This window comes from Mucilaginibacter sp. BGA-UO-ETr-C110 (genome assembly GCF_059567985.1).
In genome coordinates this window covers 6491218-6512865 of the sequence record NZ_JCAQPB010000002.1, presented here as the reverse complement: position 1 = coordinate 6512865, position 21648 = coordinate 6491218, and the positions used below count along the sequence as shown (strand labels likewise).

The 21648-nt window shown below is 42.3% G+C and carries 14 protein-coding genes; all 14 read right to left on the bottom strand.

Translation table 11 applies throughout. From position 1 onward, the window contains the following. Positions 1–3: 3 nt before the first annotated feature. Positions 4–7029, bottom strand: coding sequence for a T9SS outer membrane translocon Sov/SprA (sov, locus tag AC57BQ_RS28020; RefSeq protein WP_496409375.1), 7026 nt, complete (start codon positions 7027–7029; stop codon positions 4–6). A 25-nt stretch (positions 7030–7054) separates the two neighbouring features. Further along, the gene (gene ruvA, locus AC57BQ_RS28015; RefSeq protein ID WP_090471623.1) at positions 7055–7639 is read right to left on the bottom strand and encodes a Holliday junction branch migration protein RuvA; all 585 of its coding nucleotides are present in this window, start codon (positions 7637–7639) and stop codon (positions 7055–7057) included. 119 nt (positions 7640–7758) lie between these two features. Then, the gene (locus AC57BQ_RS28010; RefSeq protein WP_496409374.1) at positions 7759–10074 is read right to left on the bottom strand and encodes an NADP-dependent malic enzyme; all 2316 of its coding nucleotides are present in this window, start codon (positions 10072–10074) and stop codon (positions 7759–7761) included. Positions 10075–10249: 175 nt separating this feature from the next. Then, positions 10250–11479 (bottom strand): lytic transglycosylase domain-containing protein, encoded by a 1230-nt coding sequence (locus AC57BQ_RS28005; protein WP_496409373.1) that lies wholly within the window; start codon positions 11477–11479, stop codon positions 10250–10252. Positions 11480–11615: 136 nt separating this feature from the next. After that, positions 11616–13040 (bottom strand): Asp-tRNA(Asn)/Glu-tRNA(Gln) amidotransferase subunit GatA, encoded by a 1425-nt coding sequence (gene gatA / locus AC57BQ_RS28000; RefSeq protein ID WP_496409372.1) that lies wholly within the window; start codon positions 13038–13040, stop codon positions 11616–11618. A gap of 171 nt (positions 13041–13211) precedes the next feature. Beyond that, on the bottom strand, positions 13212–13385 hold the full coding sequence (gene tatA / locus AC57BQ_RS27995) for a twin-arginine translocase TatA/TatE family subunit (RefSeq protein ID WP_090471616.1): 174 nt from the start codon (positions 13383–13385) through the stop codon (positions 13212–13214). Between the two features lie 43 nt (positions 13386–13428). Next, positions 13429–13863, bottom strand: coding sequence for a Sec-independent protein translocase subunit TatA/TatB (locus tag AC57BQ_RS27990; RefSeq protein WP_496409371.1), 435 nt, complete (start codon positions 13861–13863; stop codon positions 13429–13431). A 59-nt stretch (positions 13864–13922) separates the two neighbouring features. Then, positions 13923–15212 (bottom strand): murein hydrolase activator EnvC family protein, encoded by a 1290-nt coding sequence (locus tag AC57BQ_RS27985; RefSeq protein WP_496409370.1) that lies wholly within the window; start codon positions 15210–15212, stop codon positions 13923–13925. A gap of 17 nt (positions 15213–15229) precedes the next feature. Continuing rightward, positions 15230–16021 carry a lipoprotein insertase outer membrane protein LolB1 gene (gene lolB1 / locus AC57BQ_RS27980; RefSeq protein WP_496409369.1) on the bottom strand — a complete coding sequence of 264 codons (792 nt, stop codon included), beginning with the start codon at positions 16019–16021 and terminating at the stop codon, positions 15230–15232. Then, positions 15999–17771 carry a tetratricopeptide repeat protein gene (locus tag AC57BQ_RS27975; protein ID WP_496409368.1) on the bottom strand — a complete coding sequence of 591 codons (1773 nt, stop codon included), beginning with the start codon at positions 17769–17771 and terminating at the stop codon, positions 15999–16001. Before AC57BQ_RS27975 ends, lolB1 begins: the two co-directional genes overlap by 23 nt. A 31-nt stretch (positions 17772–17802) precedes the next feature. Further along, positions 17803–18237 carry a dUTP diphosphatase gene (gene dut, locus AC57BQ_RS27970; RefSeq protein ID WP_496409367.1) on the bottom strand — a complete coding sequence of 145 codons (435 nt, stop codon included), beginning with the start codon at positions 18235–18237 and terminating at the stop codon, positions 17803–17805. Further along, complete coding sequence (locus AC57BQ_RS27965) at positions 18234–19721, bottom strand: oligosaccharide flippase family protein (protein WP_496409366.1); 1488 nt, start codon at positions 19719–19721, stop codon at positions 18234–18236. Before AC57BQ_RS27965 ends, dut begins: the two co-directional genes overlap by 4 nt. 43 nt (positions 19722–19764) lie before the next feature. Further along, on the bottom strand, positions 19765–20046 hold the full coding sequence (locus AC57BQ_RS27960; RefSeq protein ID WP_369829188.1) for an acylphosphatase: 282 nt from the start codon (positions 20044–20046) through the stop codon (positions 19765–19767). Positions 20047–20340: 294 nt separating this feature from the next. Then, positions 20341–21507 (bottom strand): amidohydrolase family protein, encoded by a 1167-nt coding sequence (locus AC57BQ_RS27955; protein ID WP_496409365.1) that lies wholly within the window; start codon positions 21505–21507, stop codon positions 20341–20343. Between the last annotated feature and the right edge of the window lie 141 nt (positions 21508–21648).

Genomic DNA, 21648 nt, shown 5'->3' with positions numbered 1-21648 from the left:
AGCTTATTGCAGTAACAATTTAAGGTTGATGCCAAAATTGGTATACGCGGTATTAAATGTTTGCGAAGTATATGGCCTGGTAATGTTGGAATCATAAAACAGGTTCAAATTAAATCGCTGGTTGATCACATAATCAATGGATGGGCGCACGGTAATATTTTGTGCACCTGATGATATTTCGGCCTCCTGCACATCGGCCCGATATATCAGGGTTTTATTATCACGCAGGGAGAAATCGAGCTTAAAATTAACATCATTATCCTTGCCCGGTCCGCTAAACCAGCCAAACGGGAAATGGAAGTTTTTGGTATGATAGCCAAAGCCAAACACGATGATGCGCTCGTTTTGCTGGGCCAACTGACTGTTAAGCAGGCTCAGGCTTAGTGAGCGGCTTTGCCGGTACTCCAGATTGGTGGTCATACTGTTTTTGAACCTGATACTGGCGCCCAGCAATGGTACAAACTGCTCAAAAATAGTCACCTGCGAAAACTGATATTGAGGTAAAAAGTCGTTATTAAGGTCTCGCGAAGTAACGCCGCCATTAGCCTCCTGGTATTGCAGTAAAGAGGTGAAACCATTTACGTTATACGATGACCGGTAGCCATGGCTCAGATCGAACGAGTCAAAAATATCCTGTAAAAACGGGATCTTGCTCAGGCCGTTATAGGTAATCTGCCAGTTAGGTATCGGGATAGACGGAAACTGTGAAAGGTTGCTTTTAGCGGGGTTTTTACCTGTATACGCTGCCAGGAAAGCCGGTACCAGTACATTCTGTGAGTTTGGCCCGTAACCATCGGCATAACCATCTGTACTACCAGCGGAATTTGGATTTGTTGCCCCTAATTTTTTAGATATGAGGGCACGGCTATCCAAAAGCTTTTGATAAATAGGTGATGTATTATCTACCCCGGTTGTTTTCTTAAACGCGGTAGCAATTGTTAAAAACGATATACTGTAATTACCTGTAGTTACCGGGCTTAAAGATTCGATACTGTTGGTTGTAGGGAGGTATTTAAAGTTGGCCTGGTAATTATGATCCTGCGTTTTGAAGGCAATAAGCTCAATTCGCAGATCCTTAAATGGCTCAATGATACCCCTGAAGTGCATATCCTCATTCATGGTGGTTACGTACAACTGATTTTGCAGGGTATCCCTGGTTATCCAGCCATTAGCTAAAGCCTTAGGCCGAATATCGGTTTGACTACCCAGTAAAAACCCTAAACCCGGGGCCCCGGCATCTGCCCCAAAAAAGCCCGAAGCTGGCAGGTATCCCGGCAAAAATATACCCTGGGTACGGGTATAAGTAGCGCTGAGGTTTTTAACACTGGTTAACAACCCTATCAGGACACCCTCAAGGCCGGCTTTGGTATTATTTGGATTATTAGCCTTGCGTATGAACGGGAACTTATTGTACAGGGCTACCATATTTAATGTTGGATTTAGCTGTATAGCCCTGGAGTTTTGTATGCTGTTACCCACATCATAAGTAGGATCATTGATGGCAAATAAAGGTTGTGTTTGCCAGTTAAAATGCGCGCTGTAACGGGCCACCATAGCTACCCAGTCCATCCCCGGAATTTTGGTGAACGGCACGTTATAGTTAAAGTTAATGGTGTGATTATAGTTAGTGGTACGCCCCAGTTTTTTCAGGTTATCCCATAGGGTATCCCGTTTTAAACCATTAATACGACCAGCCGGCTCATCAACTACCGACAGGTTGGTGGCGTCGATATCCATTTGTAATGATTTGGAAAGATTCCAACCGATACCATAAACCCGGGTAATATTAAAGTATTTATTGAACGTGGTTGTTGGTACAGGGATAAAGTTATTGGGGTCATTATCCCGCAAGGTATTCTCAGAATAAAAACGATCAAAATTAATACTCAGGTTTAACCGCGAAGGCAGGATACTGAAATTGATATCCCGGAAAAGGGCCAGGAGGTTACTTTTAATGATCTTAGCAAACGGACTATAGTATTTGGGCTGATTGGTATAATTATAGGCCAGCGTAAAGTTGTACGTTTTTTCCAGATCGCTTTGGGTCACAAAATCATGATGTGTATATTGTGTAAAGGCGTATGAAGCATTCAGGTTTTCTACATCCCATAAATGGCTCGGGGCATTGGGGTCAGTTTTTGCCTTGTGTACGTTGGTAAAGTTGATACTCTTTCGCAGGGTATAATCAACAGCGGCATTCCGTATAGAGTCGCGCTCCCGGCTCGAGGTTGCGGCTGCTAATGATGCCTTGAGCTCCACATCGGGCGCGCCGGGGTCATACTGTGGCATACTGGTTTGCTTTGATACATTGACGTAGGCTGGTATGTGGATACCGCTTTTATCCGGGAAGAATTTTCCGAGCTCCATATTGGCCGATACGTCATAAGTTTGGTCGTCACTGCGGCTCCTGTCATTCAACCGGGAATCAAGGGTACCAAAGCCAACGGTGGTTTTAGTACCGGCGATGGTGATATCGGCAAAATCTGCAAGCTTGGCATCAAACCGGGCTGTTGCTGCCCAGCCACCACGCTGGTCAAAATCGGTTAAACGCAGTTCATCAAACCAAACGGTACCGGTTTTATCTAAACCATCGTCAATATTTGACGGCTGCGCTCCCCTGTAAGGGTTGCGTACACCCACCATAACAGTACGCAACTTGCTCAGATCCGGCTGACCTTTGATATAAACTGTTTGGTTTCCCTCCACGTACTTGAACACCTGGTTGTAAGGCACGTTGGAGTGATTACGTTTAAGTTTGGCCCGGGTTAACAGATCCAGCTCAAGATCTATCGAGTTGACGGCGGGCCATATGGCATCCGGATCGCGGGTACCAGGCAGGGTAACCTTTAGAGGCACCTGGTATTCATAATAATTGTCCTGGTAATCAACCCCTAAACGGATAAAGGCACTCAGATCATTATCCTTCAGCTGATCGCCTTCGGCGTGTACAAACATTTGCAGGCGCTTATAGGATCGAAGGTCATTAAAAAAGGTTTTAAAGGCAGCTCTTGAATAACCATCGCGCAGGCTTTTAACATTTAACGACAGCGATTGCTCGTTGAGTTTAGTATCTGTTTGCAGGTTATTATAATTACGCTGGCGGTTAATGCCCGGCGGCACTACGTAAGGTATAGGCGTGCGGTTACCGTTTTGTTCGATACTTACCGCCTGTACATCAAGGGTAGAGTTATCAAGCGGCGGATTTGGGATAGCCGGATCGGCAATTACATTGAGCGGGTTTCTTTCGGTATTAAAAGAACGCCACTCTCCACGTACCAATTGCAGGGTAGCGAAACGTAATATAGCAGTATCGGCAAAGTTGGTCATGAACATCCGCATAAAACGGATGGCCTTAAAATCCTGGATGTTACCTACCTGCGCTTGATAATCGGTTATCGGGATCCTGAATTGGTACCAGTTAACCATTTGCGTACTGCCATTGGCCAGCTTTACCGAAGCAGTAACCTTATCGCTAACATAATTTTGGCCCACTACCATATCTCCGGGGCGAATAGATACTTTATATTGAAAGTAAGAATCCTCTATGCTCATGTTATTATCCCGGTTGATATCCTCGCCATCGGGCAGTGAGGTAGCAGCCGAGTTTTGTATCCCGAGTTCGGCCTGTGATTGTTCAGCTGTTTTGGAGTTACCGTCGGTACCGTTGTATTTACTATAACGATCCAAAATACCTGCCCTGGCCTGGTCAAGATCGCGCCCCTGATAATATTGGTAATCATCAGAAGAGGGGTCAGTTGAGAAACTGGTGGCTGCCTGCGCGCTTAAGCGGCTAGTTAGTTGTTGCACAACGGGAGCAAATTTCTTTTTCTCATCGGCATCATTTAAACCATCTAAACCCACGTCTTGCAGCCTGCGCGAATCTGGGTTATTATCAAAGGCGTTTATTACGGGTTGCAGTTTTGCTACACGCCCCCAGTTGGTTTCGTCAACCTGCGACAGGTCGCCATTTACCGGCAGGGCGTTCTCTAAACTTTTACGTCCGTCTTTTAGTATATCTTCGGATATACTACCCAGGTTAAAATACAGGTCGCCACCAGCTGAGTTTGGTTTGTAAACAAAAGGATCCATCACCCAAAACTCAATGTAGGATACGTTTAATGATTCAAAATCATTGGTTTCCATTTTCCTGAACATACCGCCCCAGCGTGATTTTGGATTTTGCAGCGTACCATCGTTATTGATACCGTTAGTGGTATAGTTATATGGCCCGCGCACGGTTGGATAAAAGGCCAGGTTAAGTGTAGCAATACTTAATTGCTGCCCGGTAGCTGGTTGTTTGTACGGGAATACTTCCTGCTCAATGATCTGCCTTACATAATGGTTTGAAAGCTCAGACTTTGATATAGGGATACTGCCGGTATTGGTATAAAATATCGGGTCGATATTATAAAATGCAAGCCGGGCCCGATTATAGCCATAGCTCAGGTCATTAGATAATCCAGCTTCGGAAAAGAGTTGCGGTGTGCCTGATATTTGCCAGGTGTTAGCACTTTTTACGTCAATCACCGACTGGCTATTCTCAAAATCATCCAGGTAGGAAGTACCATTTTTTGAGCCGGCAAAATTCAGGGCGCCAGGGCTGCCAGGCAGCAATTGTGCAAACTCCCCCGAGAAATTTATAGACGACGGAACCTTGGTATGGATAAAGGGGATCTTATCAACCAGTCGCGTAAGCAGTCGCGATTCCGAACTATAATTAGCATCAAAACCCCATATCGTATTGGATATGGATTCTTGGCCGGCAACTTCATTCTGGTTCAGCGGCTGTTCTGTGAGGTGCATGATGGTACCACCCAAAGCCAGTTTATCATTAACATGGTAATCTAACCTTGAGCCATATAATGATTTTTGCTGCACGCCAAACAATTCATTATTTTCCAGTTTAACCGTGATCGGCTGTCCTGATGATAACAGCGCCTGGTTCAGTATCCGGATACGGCCAGAATTATAATCAACTGTATAATCATTGCCTTCCTGCAGCTTTAATGAGCCGGCGGTTACAATGACCGATCCTTGTGGAATATTAACCGCGTTAAGCTGGTACTCAGAGCCTCCCGTGGAGGTATAAGTACCCTTAATTACATACCGGTTTAAATTGGGAAAATACTGTTGCGCTATGGTTTTGGTTGAATCATACAGGGGTTGGTACACATACCGTTTAGCGAGGTCCGATTCGCCCGGCAAAAACTTTTTATTCAGATCGGAGCCAAAGGGTTCCAGCACCGGGAACATGATCCGACCATTCTGTGAGTCGATGGTGATCCCTTCCAAAAAGTCAAAGTACCCATCGGGCTGAAGATTATTTTGCTGATTGAGATTATCCACGTCTGTTATCTGCAGCCAGAGCTTTCCTTTTGTATTTTGCCCCTCCTCCATTACTGTTTTCTCGATACCGGATTTGTCATCAAGCCTGGTAATCGTGAGTTTAAAATCGGTGGGGCTTACCTGGAAAGCTCCTAATGAATAAATATTCTTCATCATGAGTTTCCAGGTAGGCAAATTGGTTTTCAGCAATTCGCCTTTCAATAATTTCACAAACAACACCTTGGGCGTATTAGGGTCAACAGCCACATCGCTGCTAAACTCACCCACCTGGTATTGTTGTCCGTTAACCGTATACTGGTAAGCTACTGCCAATACCTCATCATTATTCAAAGGGTAATTGAGCGATATATATCCCAATTGAGGATGCAGGGTATACTCCTTGTCGGTAAGTTTACGGGCGTAAGTGAGTTTTGAATAGTTATCCGTGGCTCCGGTGCTTTGAAAATAATTGGCTACTGAGTTAGAATTGGTTTGACGCACATCAGCAGGCAAATTATTTAACAGGGAATTTGATTGTTGTGCAAAACCCGGACCTTTAAAGCCTGCCGGATAAACGCTTCCGCCACCTTGTATCCGTGTTTTATTGTAGGGGTTATTTTCGCCCAGATCCAGGAAGGCCAATATATCCCTTGAATCGGTGGTTACGTTGGTACGATTGGTTGTCCAAACCTCAATTTTGGTGATATTGACATTGGAGCTGATAATAGGTATCCGCGATAGTGCCTTGTCATAATTATCACGAAAGTATTGTGATAAAAAGAAGTGCTTATTGGCCTCGTAATCAGCCGGCGTTACCCGGAACTCCCCTTGCTGCGATCCATTGGTTATAGTAATGGTTTTGGATTGCGACCGCTGTTGCGATAGAATAGTGGTTACATCCAAGCGGCCAAATTTCAGTTTAGTTTTAAGACCAAACAAAGCCTGGCTGCCCGTGATAAGCGTGGTATTCAAAGGCATACTTACCGTACCTGCCTCTACTTTTTGAATGATCTCATCCGGTGAGCCGGTGTAATCTAATTTTATCTGGTTATCAAACTGAAACTGCGCGTCGGTATTATAATTGGTGGTGATCTTTAATTTATCTCCAATATTTCCGGTTACATTTAATTGTATCTTTTGATCGAAATTAAAATTAAACTGGTTACGCTGCCTGGTATTAAACAGCGGGTTCTGGTTTTGATTTAACTGGCCGGCCAATATCATTTCTGCCGATCCCTGCGGTCTTATATCAATAGTTTGACCACCAAAAATTTGTTCAAAAGTGCGGCTGCGTACTTTTATTGACGGTATAAAACCGGGTTGTTGAGAATCATATGCATAATTATCAGCCAGTTGCTGATAGTATATACGCTGGTTTGATTTGCTCTTTAACTTTAAATATTGTGCAAATGTTAAATACTGTGGCGGGCGATATAATAAGTTACCAACTCTTTCGTACAATATATACCGGTTAGTAGCAGGGTCGTATTCAACTGTTCGTATCAGATTGGGAGGATCCGGATCAAAAATACCTTCCCGGAGCCTTAGGTTTTTAGGTTCGGTTAGGTTTACGGGAGTGCCCGAGAGTGTCGTATCTCTTTTAGCACTTGTAACGCGTTGTTGTGCATACACACTTCCCAGCCCACTAAATGCCAAAATAAACAACACACTTATAATAATATTATAAGTAAATATTTTTATCAAAGGTCAAGTTAGAATTTGTACGTAATTATAGAGTTTTTAACGCAAACTTTATAAGCTGTTCTACGGTTAAATCTCCATTATTTTTATTGATCTCCTGATCCAATACCTTCTCAGCAGCGTTACGTGCAAAGCCAAGCATTACAAGTGCCGAAAGCGCCTCGTCCTTAACAGTTTTGCTTACAGGCACAACCGTTAAAGTATCAGGACCTTCCTTGCGCAACTTATCCTGCAGCTCCAATATAATACGCTGTGCCGATTTGGGACCTATGCCTTTGATACGTTGAATTAAAGCAACATTGCCGCTAACAATAGCTGCTTGTATTTCGGCTGGGGTAATTGATGATAACATCATTCGCCCCGTATTAGGCCCTATGCCGGATATGGATACCAGGTGTAAGAACAAGCGACGCTCACCGTCATCTGCAAAACCATATAAAGTGAGCGCATCCTCTTTTACGTACTGCCAGATAAATAGTTTACAATTTTCTACTTCTCCAACCCTTGAATATGTATTTAACGATATATTAATGTGATAGCCAATACCGCCCGCGTCTATAACAACGTGCGAAGGACTTTTGAATACCAGTTTGCCACTAATATAATCGTACATAATATTATTATTTAATTTGAGGGTATCAAGTAGTTAGTATCAAGTATCACGACAGCGGCACCAGTTCTATAAATGCCTCATCAAAAATCTTGATACTTGATACTAATTACTTGATACTATTATTTACTTCCTTTAAGTTTGTCAAAAATACCTTTTGGTTTGCCGGCTTCGGCTTTTGCCTGGGCATCAACAACCGCTATGGTTATCATATTTACAATTTCGCGAACCGAGCTGCCCAGTTGTAATACGTGCACCGGTTTTTTCAGACCCAGCAATATAGGTCCTACAGCTTCTGCACCACCAATTTCCTGCAATAGTTTATAGGCAATATTACCCGATTCCAGGTTAGGGAATATCAGAGTATTAGCCGGCTTTCCGTTTAGGGTTGAAAATGGAAAGTTATCAGCCAGCAAATCGGAGTTCAGGGCAAAGTTGGCCTGCATATCGCCATCAACTACCATATCCGGATATTGCTTGTGCAGCAATTTCACCGTTTCCCTTGTTTTTTCGGGGATAGGGCCTTCATTTGAACCAAAGTTGGAATAGGATAATATGGCTACCCGCGGGCTGATATTGAACTGTTTAACAGATCGTTCTATCAGCACGGTGATATCTACCAGTTCCTGTACAGTTGGATTTTCATTCACAGTGGTATCGCCAAAAAATACCGGGCCTTTTTGGGTGATCATCATATACATACCAGCCACCCTGTTCACACCATCTTCTGTGCCGATGATTTGCAGGGCAGGTTTAATGGTAGGAACATAGTTTTTGGTTAAGCCAGATATGAGGGCATCCGCTCTGCCAAATTGCACCATGCAGGCTCCGTAATAGTTACGGTCGCTCAGCATCTTGCGGGCTTCAAATAAGGTTACCCCTCTGCGCTGGCGTTTTTGATACAGAAACTCGGCATACTCTTCCATGTTTTCACATTTCACCCGTGGGTCAAGAATCTGCACATCGCCAAGGTCAAGGTCATTCTCGCGCATGATACGCCTGATCTTATCTTCGTTACCCAGCAATATCGGGGTAGCTATCCCCTCTTCTTTTACGATCTGGGCCGATCTTAATATTTTGTAATTATCAGCTTCGGCAAAAACCACACGTTTAGGGTTTTGCTTGGCTTTATTGGTCAGGTTACGCAGTAGTTTATCATTGGTGCCCAATCTTGAACGTAGCTCTTCGTAATAAGCCTCCCAATCGGTTATCGCTTTACGGGCAACGCCCGACTCCATGGCTGCCTTAGCCACAGCGGATGATACCTCAACAATGAGTCTTTGATCCATCGGTTTAGGGATGATATAATCCCTGCCAAATTTAAGATTGGTAGTATTATAAGCGAGGTTTACTGCTTCCGGAACCGGCTTTTTAGCCATTTCGGCAATAGCATGCGTAGCGGCTATCTTCATGGCCTCGTTAATAGCAGTTGCTCTCACATCAAGCGCCCCCCTGAAAATATAAGGGAAACCCAATACGTTATTCACCTGGTTCGGATAATCAGAACGACCGGTAGCCATGATAATATCATCGCGGGTTTGTACCGCCAGATCATAATCAACTTCAGGAACCGGATTGGCCATCGCAAATACAATAGGCTTTTTGGCCATTGACTTTAACATATCCGCATCAACCACATTGGCTGCAGAAAGGCCAACAAAAACGTCGGCGTTTTTCATGGCATCGGCCAGTGTTTTAACGTCTGTACGGGTAGTAGCAAATTCCAGCCTGATGTCATCCAGATCGGTACGCTCTGGGGTAAGCAAACCATTGATGTCAAACATCACCAGGTTCTCTTTTTTCACACCCAGTGAAAGGTACATTTTAGTACATGATACTGCAGCAGCGCCCGCGCCATTCACCACCAATTTTATCTTATCAAGCTTTTTGCCCTGTATCTCGCAGGCATTCATTAAAGCAGCACCCGATATAATGGCTGTACCATGCTGATCATCGTGCATAACCGGGATATTCATTTCAGCTTTAAGCCTGCGTTCGATCTCGAAACAGGTTGGGGCCGATATATCTTCCAGGTTAACGCCACCAAAGGTAGGTTCAAGTGCTTTTACAATAGTTACAAATTCATCTACACTTTTAGCATTTACCTCAAGGTCAAACACGTCAATATCAGCATAGATCTTGAACAACAGTCCCTTCCCTTCCATTACTGGTTTGCTGGCCTCCGGGCCAATATTACCCAGGCCTAATACCGCGGTACCGTTACTGATAACTGCCACCAGGTTACCCTTGGCTGTATATTTATATACATCTTCTACATTTTCTGCTATGCGAAGACAAGGTTCGGCAACACCCGGCGAATACGCCATGGTGAGGTCGCGTTGTGAATTGGTTGGTTTGGTAGGTACTACCTGTATTTTTCCCGGACGACCTTGTGAGTGGTAGTTTAAGGCGTCCTGTTTCCGGTTGTTCTTGTTCATTTTCTCAAAATTCAAGCGCTCAAAATTACAATTCTTTTTATGGTAACCCGAATAAAAAAGCCCGGCTTTGAAATGCATCAAAACCGGGCCCCTCATATTCAGGTATTTAATCTTTTTTCACTATCAATTTCATTTATCGGTACAGGTTTCTGCACCTAAGTCTTATACCCTTTAATTATAAAACTCTTTTACTGTGCGGGCTAACCGCCGCGCTTGTTGAGGCATCATCGCCATTACTTACTTTAATGCTTACCCCAACCGGAGCCCGGTTACTTTTCAGGTGGTTCCAAACCTTCAGGTCCTGCACTTCTACCCCATATTTATCCGCTATAGAAGCCAGTGTTTCCCCTTTTCTAACCCGGTGACGGGATGGCATCTTACGTTCCGGTTTGTCTTCAGTATAGGAAGCATAAGTTACTTTTGGCTCTGGTGCAACCGCATCGCCACCATTCAATACATTATATAAAACGGCATAATTTTCTTTGGCCACTTGTGGCAGTATCAATCTGCGCGGTTTTGCCGGTGAACCGTTAACTATTAACCGCCTGTAGGCTGGGTTTAATATAGCCAATTCATTGATGTTTACCTTAAGCGCCTGTGATATGCTGCTTAGCGCAACATATTTTTTCACCATAACCGTGTCTGTCTTCAGCGAAAAATTACAGCCTTGCGGAACAATGTTATGCTTGCTAAAATAATGCATCACATAATTCATCGCAATAAAGGCTGGTACATATCCCCGGGTTTCGGCAGGCAGGTATTGACGGGCGCTCCAAAAATCATTTGCCCCTGCTTTTTCAACCGCGCGCTCTACATTGCTTTTACCGCAATTGTAAGATGCTATGGCCAAAAGCCAATCGCCAAATTCCTGGTAGGCATCTTTTAAATAGGCTGCTGCTGCATAAGTGGCTTGTATAGGGTCGCGGCGTTCATCTACATAACTATCCATGTTTAAGCCATACAATTTGGCAGTAGTAAACATAAATTGCCATGGACCTGTTGCACCTACTCTTGATACCGCGTTAGGGTCAAGCTTTGATTCAACTATCGAAAGGAATTTTATTTCTTCGGGTATGCCGGCATCGCGGAAAGCTTTTTCGTAAATAGGGAAATAATACTTAGAAAGACCTATCACCTGCCCCATCTCATCGCGGTTTTGCATGTACAGGTCAATATAGGTTTGTACATACTCATTATACTCCAGCGGAATGTCTTTACTAATAGAATCTAAGCGGCGCTCATAGATACCTCTTAGGGGCGCTGGGCCGGCAGGTTGGGCAACAGCTTTTCTCAGGATGGTATCCTGTATAATACTTGGCCATTGAAATGTTGATTTTGAAGAAGCGTTTGCGTAAACAATTTGCAGTGATAAAAAGCAGATGGTAAGCGTAAATAGTTTCTTCATTCTTTAGGGATTTAATTTAACAGAGCCAAGATGTTAGAATCAAGAATTAAGATAAAAAAACAAGTTAAAAAATTATTATTTCTTGACTCTTGATTCTAGTATCTTGATTCCATTATTTACTAAATTATTAATTTTTTTAAAGTTCAAGGAAATATTTTGAAAAATTCAATAGTTCCTGCTCGTTAAAATGCTTAGCAAGCAATTGTAAACCTAACGGCAAACCCTGGCTATTATTGCCAACAGGCAAGGAAATAGCAGGCACACCGGCCAACGATGCTTGTACGGTAAAAATATCAGAAAGATACGTTACTACCGGGTCTTTTTCTTCTTTGCCTATGGCAAAAGCAGGTTCCGGGGCCGTGGGTACCAGTATAAAATCGTATTCGTTTAGTATCTGGTCGGTTTTTTCCCTGATCAGGCGGCGTACTTTCTGGGCTTTGGCATAATAGGCATCATAATAACCGGCACTCAGTACAAATGTGCCCAGCATGATACGGCGTTTTACTTCTTTACCGAAACCTTCGGAACGGGACCTTTTATAAGTTGATTGCAGATCATCTGCCGAGGGACTGCGATAACCGTAATGCACCCCATCGTACCTGGCCAGGTTTGACGAGGCTTCGGCCATGGCCAAAATATAATAAGCAGGTACAAGGTAATCCAATTGCTCAAAGGCGATAGGCGTTACCGTATGACCGTCTGCACGCAGTTTATCAATATATTTTATCAGCACATCTTTTACCTCAGCATCAACACCCGGGCTTGAGATGGCCTCCTGTAAATAAGCGATCTTCTTTTTGCCCGTTTTTTCGATATGTGCAGAAAATGCAGGGACTTCCTGTTGAGCTAGTGTACTATCATAATCATCTGGGCCGGCCATAACTTCCAGCAACAAAGCGGCATCCTCTACCGACCTGGTGATGGGGCCAACCTGGTCAAATGATGAAGCGAAAGCAATAATACCATGCCTTGAAATACGGCCATAAGTTGGTTTTAAACCGATAACGCCACAAAATGAAGCCGGCTGTCTTACCGAGCCACCGGTATCGGTACCGATAGCCGCATGACACATATTGGCCTGCACAGCAACAGCCGAACCGCCTGATGAACCGCCCGAAACCTTTGTTTCGTCGGCCATGTTTTTTACCGGACCGAAGTAGGAAGTTTCATTGGCACCGCCCATGGCAAACTCATCGCAATTGCAGCGGCCAATAATAACCACGTCTTCGGCCAATAAGCGCTCAACAATGGTTGATGAATAAATGGAGGTGAAATCTTTTAATATTTTTGAAGAGGCACTTACCTGGTGCCCTTTATAACAGATGTTATCTTTTATGGCGATAACCATTCCGGCCAGTTTGCCGGCAGTACCGTTTTTTATACGGTCGTCAATGTTTTTTGCATTGATCAATGCTTCCTGTTCAAACACCTCGTTAAAGGCATTTAAATGAGCATTCTTTTTTATTTGATCAAGATAGTTGTTTACCAGTCCTTCAACGGTAATTTCCGCATGTTGCAGCCCACTCCTTATTTCACTTAAAGAGGAATAAAATTTAGCCATGGGGCTAAAATAAAAAACTTATCTGTTGAAATACGAAATAATTCAACAGATAAGTTCGTATGCAGTAAACAAAAATATCAAGCCATCAGTATCAAGTATCAAGACAGCTACATTAAAGCTTTCAAAAATCTTGATACTTGATACTAATTACTTGATACCTAATACCTAATATTAAACTTTAGGTTTTTCTTCGGTAGTTGTGTTGCCTTCGCCGTTTTGCGCGTCTTTAAATTCTTTAACGCCTTTTCCTAAACCTCTCATTAGTTCAGGTATTTTTTTACCGCCAAACAATAAAAGTATTGCAATGATGATCAGAATGATTTCTGGTGCGCCTAATCCACCCATGATTTTTAAGTTTTATGTTATGTAAATATTATTATGACTTGTGTTATTCGTGTTCTGTTTTAACAGGATCTGCGGTTGTTTTCTTGGTAAGGTCGATGTGTGTTTCAGCTACTGGCTCACTTTCATGGGTACTTACGTAAGTATCCGAGATAGGGATTGTGTTGGGTACCGAACCATGTATGGGGTGCTGCACCTCATTATCTTCGGCGGTAACGTCTGTATGTTCTGTTATTTTTTCCTCAACAGCAGGGGTATCTTGTACCTGCGTCTCGGTTTTCTTTTCCTCGTAATTGTTGATCTGGTTGTTGATCTCACGTTTTACATCCTCAGATGCATCTTTAAAATCTCGGATGCCTTTACCTAAACCGCGTGCCAGCTCAGGTAGCTTATCACCTCCAAAAAGCATTAATGCTGCAAAAAGTATCAGTACCATCTCGCTCGTACCAATATTTAAAAATAAAAAAACTGAACTTAGCATAGCATTTAAATTAAGGTTACAAATATATACAATTAAAATTTCATAAAGTTCATAACTAATTAGTTAGGTGCCAGCCATGTTTTAGGATTGGTTGGATCCTTCACTTTATAAACTTCAAAGTGAACTTCCGTTTCCCCGGTCGACGAATCTGTCGCTACCGTTCCTAACGCCTGCTTGGTACTCACTTTTTGCCCTCTGGCCACACTAACCGACCGTAAATTGGCATACACCGTAAAGTATTCCCCGTGAACTATCATCACCAGGTAAGTACCGCTTACGTCTACCACCCTCACTACTGTACCATCAAATACGGCCCTTACCGAGCTGCCCGGATTGGTTCTGATATCAATACCGGTACTTTCGCTCTTTATACCCTCCGGCGTGGTATACATACCAAAACCCTGGGTAATCACTCCATTGGCAACTGGCCATGGCAAACGACCACGGTTACCCAAAAAGTCATTTGACAGTTTAGCTGCCTCTGGTGTGGCGTTCAACACGCTTGACTCACTCCGTGTCACCGGTTTAGATGGAGCTACCGGAGCTGGCCTGTTTTCAGCCTTTGCTTTAGCTGCCGCTATCCTGGCGGCCTCTCTTGCTTCTGCCTCAGCCTTGCGGCGGGCTTCCTCAATTTCCCTGCGGATAGTTGCCGAAATTTCCCTGTTGGTTTTGGCTATTTTTGCCTGAACCTCCCGTTGCTGCTGTTTCAGCTGCCCTTCGTGTTGCGACAGGTCGCTTACTACTTTTACCTGGTTATTCTTTTCCTTACCAAGTGTTTCTTTTTCCTTTTGCTGATCGGCCAGCAGGTTGCTTTTTTCCTGCTTGTTTTTATCCAGCTCGTTTATTTTTATGTGCAGTTCTTTTTGGGTTCCCTGTATATAACCCGCCTGCCGCTCGCGGTAGGTACCAAACTGCTGTAAATATTTTAATCGTTTATAGGCCTGGTTAAAATCCCTCGAAGCAAAAAGAAACATCAGCTTATTGTAGGCACTTTGATTGCGATAGGCAAAAAGCACCATGGCTGCATATTCTTTTTTTAGCTGGTCAAGCTGGCTTTGTAAACTATGTACGGTATTATTGCTCTCAGAGATCTGGTTATCTAAATTTCTTACTTCTGAGTTAATGATATTTATTTTCTCTTCCCTCAGGTTTATCTGTGCTTTTAATAAACTCAGCTGTTTTAAAGTAGCTCTTTTATTTTGCGAGGTTTCCTGGTAATCTTTATTCAGCTGTTCCAGTTCCTCTGATAATTTATCACGTCTGCGTTTTAACTCCTGACTGCTTTGAGCATGCACATCAACCGCTATAAATACCGCTATTATAAAAAATACTGCTTTTAAAAATTTCATCAAACAAACATAATTAATTATTTGGCCGGCTCGTAATTGGCGGGAATATTGAATGGATATTCCTGCGGTACGTCAAAGTCGGCCTTTGTATAATGCAAATTAACCTGTATTTTTTTATCTTTTACTACTGATGCGATATCTATTTGCGATGGCATAACCCTATTAGTTGCCTGGATAAAGCTATTGTTAACCACCTGTAGCGATTGTCCCGCACTTTCATTGGACAAATTTGTTTGCGTAACTTTCAAATCGGCACCTAAAACCAGCTTGTATAACAGATCCTGCAGGCTGCCACTCAGGGTGGTGTTTCCATCGGCATTGGTCAGCTCGGCTTTTTCATTCAGCAATTCAGGTACAGCATTACCAATCAGCAATGACTCCAGCGTTTTATAGTTAACCTGGCTGCTGGCATATTTATATACATAGCTAAAGGGTTTACGCAGATATACTCCTTGTAAACGATTGATAAGCAATATACTATCGGGCGTAATGAGGGCACGGGCGGCTTCAACCCCCAAAATGGCGGTAATGGAAACCCAGATCCTTTTATCGCGCTCAATGCGGATGTTGAGGGTAACATCGTTACTGTTACCATTAATATTGAGCTTGGTTTTTGCTTTACCAGAAAAGGTATTAAAGTTTACCTGTTTTTCCCTGATAGCATTCAGTTTGCTGCTTAACTTATTATCAACAGGCTTTGCCGATGAATCGGCATTACGGGCTACCAATACCTGCTTACGGGCTTTACAGCTCACCATAACCAACAGGCAGCACACTATCAATAACTTACTCGCTATATTTTTTCTCATTTATTTTACGGTCTAATACCGGCGATTGACCGCCGTTACTTTTAGCTTTTTTCCAGTTTTCTACGGCCTCATCTATATTACCTAGATAATACAAAATATCGCCATAATGCTCATATTGAGCAGCACTATTAGTTTTATCATGCGCCAATGCCTTCAATATCCATACCTTGGCATCGGCATATTTCTTTTGCTTAAAAAGGACCCAGGCATACGTATCTTCAAACGACGCTGTATTGGGTTGAAGCTCATTGGAACGGGCCGACATTTGTGCGGCTTTATCCAACTGCTCACTTCTTAACGATAAATAATAGGCATAATTGTTTAATGTAAACGCATTATCCGGATTATAGCTTAACGCCTTATCATAAGCCTCGTCAGAGCTTTTGTTATCTTTAAGACTATGATAACAATCGCCTAATAACGAAAAGCTCAGCGAAAGTAAATCCTTATCCTGAATTTCTAATGAAGTTGCATTGGTGGCATAACTAAGCGCTTTTTTATACTCTTTTTTTTGTGCCCAGGCTACCCCTACCATATAATTCATCCAGCCCTGGTTGGGGAATAGCGAAAGTGCGTTTTCGCCATCTTTGATGGTAGCGTCCAGATCATTTTCACTTAATTCAACCCGTACCAGCTGTTCGTGTACTATATATACCTGTTCATTAAGCTGAATTGATTTTTTATATGCGGCTTTGGCTTCTTTTAATTTTGCGTTTTGCAACAGCATGTCGCCATAAATGGCATAAGCTTTAGCATCGGCAGGATGCGCTACCGTTAAAAGCCGGCTTAGTTCAAGCGCGCTGGCTTTGGCATTGGGTTCAGGAAATTTTGGAAAGTACCCGCTAATGATATTTACTTTTTGATCGATACTCACATCGGGATTGGCAAATGCCAGCATCAGTTCATTAAAACAGGCGTCGTTATTCTTTTTATCGCGGTAAACATCAGCTAACGCTAAATGTACCATACCGTTGTTATTGTCTTGTTTCTCGGCTTGTAACAAAATTTTCAGGGCTTTATCATTCAACCCGTTCGAATTGTAAATTTCGGCCAATAACAGGTAATAACGCATTTGGCCCGGATTATCAGCAATCGCTTTCTCCAGCTCGGTTGCAGCCTGGTCGATCTTGCCTTGTTTTAAATAAATTTTTTGCCGGCTGGCCAAAATATCATCACTGGGGCCATTAAGCTTTTCCAGCTGATCATACACCTTAAGGGCATCATCATATCTTTTTAAAATGAGATAAGCATTGGCTTTGTCAAAATAATAGTCGGACTTATCCGGATTGATCCTTATCAGTTGATTAAATACATTTTCGAGCTTGTCAATCGCATTGGTTTTTTCATAATCATCGGCCAGGGCTACCCAATACCATTCATTATCCGGATTAATAGCAACCGCTTTTTCCAATAAAGGTCGCGCCCCTGCATAATCATTCTGTTGTCTTTTCAGATTGGCCAACTCAAACATGGAGGCATCATTTCCAGGATCGGCCTGCAATATGCGCTCAAACATTTCGCCTGCACGCCTGGAATTTTCGATGGTTTTTTCGCGTATGGCCGAGAAAAAAAGCTGCTTAACCATCATGCTGTCAGCCTGGGTCAAGGGCTTAGCCGGGGCAGCCTTTTGGCCCTGCGCAGACCCGGCACTTAGAACAAGGATCAAGGACAAAAGACAAAACACAGCCCCAAAGTGGCGTACGCCTGCCTTATTTACTGTATTGCCATATCTCCATTCCTTATTATACATACACTTATTTTTTATCCTTGCTCCTCAAAATCTATTTAACAGCAGTATGACCAAAGCCACCTTCGCCACGGGTAGTTTCGTTTAGCACTTCTACTTCATCCCAGCTTACTGTTTCATGGCGGGCAACTACCATTTGGGCAATACGGTCGCCATTATTGATCTCAAATACCTCTGTCGAAAAGTTAATCAACAGCACTTTGATCTCGCCGCGGTAATCAGCATCAATAGTACCCGGCGAATTCACAATACCTATACCATGCTTAAACGCTAATCCGCTGCGTGGCCGTATCTGTGCCTCAAAACCTTCGGGTAGCTCGATGTACAAACCTGTAGGAATGAGTTTACGCTCCATGGGTTTTAACTGTACTGTTTCTTCAATATCCGCACGCAGATCCATACCAGCGGCATGAGCTGTTTCATACGCCGGTAAACTGTTTTTCGACTTGTTAATTATTCTGATGGTCATCGTTTACTAAATATGGCCCTTAATTGTTTACGCTCTGCTATAAAAGCAGCTCCTGCGTATAGGAACAACAATATATTACCCACAAATATATTACGTTTAAATGTGCTGAACGACAAATAAACAAGTATTATTGATGATACGATATATATGACATTCTTTTTAAGATTGTAGGGAATGGGATAGTTCTTTTGTCCCCATATATACGACATGATCATCATACTGGCATAAGCTATCAGTGAGATCCATGCCGATGCCATATAACTGTATTTAGGGATAAATATGACGTTGAGCACTATGGTTACTATAGCACCTATGCCCGATATGTATAAACCATATTTGGTTTGGTCGGACAATTTGTACCATATAGATAGATTGGTATAAATGCCCAGGCTTACATAACCCAGCAATAAAGGCGGAACAACCGGCAATCCAACCCAGTAATCGTGGTTATTTACGTAATGTTTTAGTATTTCGATATTGGCTACAACACCTACAAACATCAGGCACATGGTTATTACAAAATAGTCCATGATACGGGAGTAGGTTTGACCAGCGTTTTTATTTTTTGCGTGACTGAAAAAGAAAGGCTCGGCCCCCATTCGGAACGCCTGGTTAAAAAGACTGAGAAAAACGGATATGCGAGCGCAACCCGAATAAATACCCACTTCACGCTCACTGATATTATCGGGCAGCAACTTTCCCAGTAAAATTTTATCAAAGTTTTCGTTAACAATGTATGATAAACCTGCAATCATTACCGGCCAGCTGTAGGTGAGCATATTTTTAAACATAACACCGTCAAAGCTTAACTGCAGCTTTAACAACTCTGGCAATAGCAACAATAAGGTTATAAAGCTGGCCACCAGGTTTGATACAAATATGTAACCCACCCAACCCATGGTAAACCATTGCTTACACCATTCGGCCCCGGGCATATGGTGTTTAATGATTTGCGGAATTATCCATATAAAAATGAGGTTGAGCGATACGGTAACTACAATGTTGATCAGTTTAATACTACCATATTTTATTGGCCGACTATCGGCACGGAGTTTGGCAAATGGGATAGCGCACCAGGCATCAAGCACCAGAATACCTAAAAAATAACGGATATATAGTTCAAATTCCCCCTGTGGGGTGCCTTTACCAATTTTAATTAAACCTGCTATGGTATGCGTAAAAGGAACGGTTAATATTAAAAATACTACGGTTACCATAAATACGGCCCAGAAGCTATTATTGTAAACCTGTCTTTTATTATCAGGAAATTTATTCAAATACCTGAAAAAAGTAGTTTCCATTCCAAAAGATAGCACTGCCTGCAAAACAGAAGCATAGCTAAACATGGTACTGAAAATACTGTATACATTAGGATTGTATGCTTTTGTATAAAGCGGAGTAAGCAGAGCGCCTAATAAACGCTGTACTATAGTAGTTACACCGTATATAGCCGTTTGCCCGGCAAATTTTTTAGCGGTTGACAATGTTGATGTTTGGGATGGTAGTTAACAAATAAAACCCGGCAAACTACAGGGCTCTTTTTACAACCTCAAAATTACGATAGTTTTTTAATTCGCCCTCATGGCTTTCTACAGAAGTTACTTCGGCATCTTCGGGCCCTTCGTTGCACCACTCCATAAACATTTCGAGCATGGTATCATTGGCTTCGGCAGCTATAAAAACATCACCGTTCGGCTCATTTTTAACAAAGCCCCTTACCCCTAACTGATCGGCCACAGCCTTGGTTGCTTTGCGGTAAAAAACGCCCTGAACTTTTCCTTTAACAGTGATATCGAGATGCCTGATCATTTAGTTTATGAGTTGATTGAGGTAAATTTAATGTTGATTAAGTTTGATATGATAATCCAGTGTCGTGTCATTTCTGAATTGACATTTAGCCAATAATATTTATACAAAAACATGGTTTACACTTTTTCTTGGAAATAAAACACAAATAATTGATTATCAATAATTTATATACATTTTAACCATAAAAAGTGTAAACCATGTAAACCCACTTTTTTGTCAATTGAGTCAACCCAAGACTATACGTTAATTTGTGGTTGACATACCACCAGGTACAAATTTAACCTAATCCACTTATTAAATCAATTTCTTAACCTTGCTTTCGGGGGTTATTTTTAACCCGTCTAAACCGGTTATCAGGTTTAGTCCCGGGGTTTTGCCTGGCTCAAGGGTACCCTTTTCGTCATCAATACCTAAAAATGATGCTCCGTTTATAGTAGCCCATTCCAGTAATTTAGCCGTGCTGATAGCCGGGAACTTTTTTTGGATGGTACGCATTTCGCTCAATATACACAAGCGATCGTTTGATGCCAGGCTATCGGTACCTAATGTAATGTTAAAGCCCTGATCGATAAAGAGAGGTATTTTTGGAAGGCGATTTTCAATGTACAAATTGGCATTAGGGCAAAAACACCAATTTATTTTACGGTCGAAACGTTTTATAAAGTAGATATCTTTTAAATTGGTACAAGTGTTATGTACCAGCAAAACCTGCTGCTTGTTAGTTAGCAAAGGAATAATGGACTGCAAGGAGTTACGCGCCTGGGGCTTAAAATGGCTGATATCGATACCAAAATGCTCATAAAGCTCAAGGAAGCCCCCTAATTTATAACGATAGAATTTATTTTCGTCTTCGCACTCCTGATTATGGATGCTTATGAGGTTATGTTCCGCATCACTATGCTTCCGGATCAGTTTAAAAAGCTCCTTTGATACCGAATACGGTGCATGCGGCGTAATAGAACAGGGTTGCGGCTTAAACTCCTGCATGAGCTCTATGGCTTTATCAAAAATAGCCTGGGCGTTTTGTGGCAAAAAGCCAAAAGTTTCAATAAAAGTATGGTAATACAATTTGCTGGAAGCTTTAACAGGAATGCTGATATTGCTATTGGAGATATCGCCTACCGCTACAATACCATTAGCATACATTTCTTCATCTGCTTCTTGAATGGCATCTGCTATTTGCTTATCATCGGCTTTGCGTGTTGCCTGTATGTCTTTTATAAAGTTCACCAACCCGCCCTTAGGGGTTATCTTATCTTTAAGATGTGAAAGCTCAACATGGCAGTGAGTATTTACAAATCCCGGACAAATAATACCGCTTAGTTGTTCAACAGGGCCATCAGGAGGATTGTTATGGTCTGTAACTGAAATGATCTTGCCCTGGTCATCAACAGTAACAATTCCATTCTTAATAGGATCGGCAAAAATTGGAAAAACGTAATCGGCTCTAAAACTTTTCATTAATTATATCACTTATTATCTATCTCAAAACGTTTTTCTTTAAAACACCCCTACAAAATTACTTACAATTAACTTTTAGTTATGTTTTTTTATCAATTAAAAGAATGACTTTAAAATAAGACAGATTTTTTTAAATTTAAG

Bases quoted from the DNA above. Each gene is read 5' to 3' on its own strand.
- ruvA (WP_090471623.1), bottom strand. From the start codon at position 7,639: ATGTACGATTATATTAGTGGCAAACTGGTATTCAAAAGTCCTTCGCAC.
- AC57BQ_RS28010 (WP_496409374.1), bottom strand. From the start codon at position 10,074: ATGAACAAGAACAACCGGAAACAGGACGCCTTAAACTACCACTCACAA.
- AC57BQ_RS28005 (WP_496409373.1), bottom strand. From the start codon at position 11,479: ATGAAGAAACTATTTACGCTTACCATCTGCTTTTTATCACTGCAAATT.
- gatA (WP_496409372.1), bottom strand. From the start codon at position 13,040: ATGGCTAAATTTTATTCCTCTTTAAGTGAAATAAGGAGTGGGCTGCAA.
- tatA (WP_090471616.1), bottom strand. From the start codon at position 13,385: ATGGGTGGATTAGGCGCACCAGAAATCATTCTGATCATCATTGCAATA.
- AC57BQ_RS27990 (WP_496409371.1), bottom strand. From the start codon at position 13,863: ATGCTAAGTTCAGTTTTTTTATTTTTAAATATTGGTACGAGCGAGATG.
- AC57BQ_RS27985 (WP_496409370.1), bottom strand. From the start codon at position 15,212: ATGAAATTTTTAAAAGCAGTATTTTTTATAATAGCGGTATTTATAGCG.
- lolB1 (WP_496409369.1), bottom strand. From the start codon at position 16,021: ATGAGAAAAAATATAGCGAGTAAGTTATTGATAGTGTGCTGCCTGTTG.
- AC57BQ_RS27975 (WP_496409368.1), bottom strand. From the start codon at position 17,771: ATGTATAATAAGGAATGGAGATATGGCAATACAGTAAATAAGGCAGGC.
- dut (WP_496409367.1), bottom strand. From the start codon at position 18,237: ATGACCATCAGAATAATTAACAAGTCGAAAAACAGTTTACCGGCGTAT.
- AC57BQ_RS27960 (WP_369829188.1), bottom strand. From the start codon at position 20,046: ATGATCAGGCATCTCGATATCACTGTTAAAGGAAAAGTTCAGGGCGTT.
- AC57BQ_RS27955 (WP_496409365.1), bottom strand. From the start codon at position 21,507: ATGAAAAGTTTTAGAGCCGATTACGTTTTTCCAATTTTTGCCGATCCT.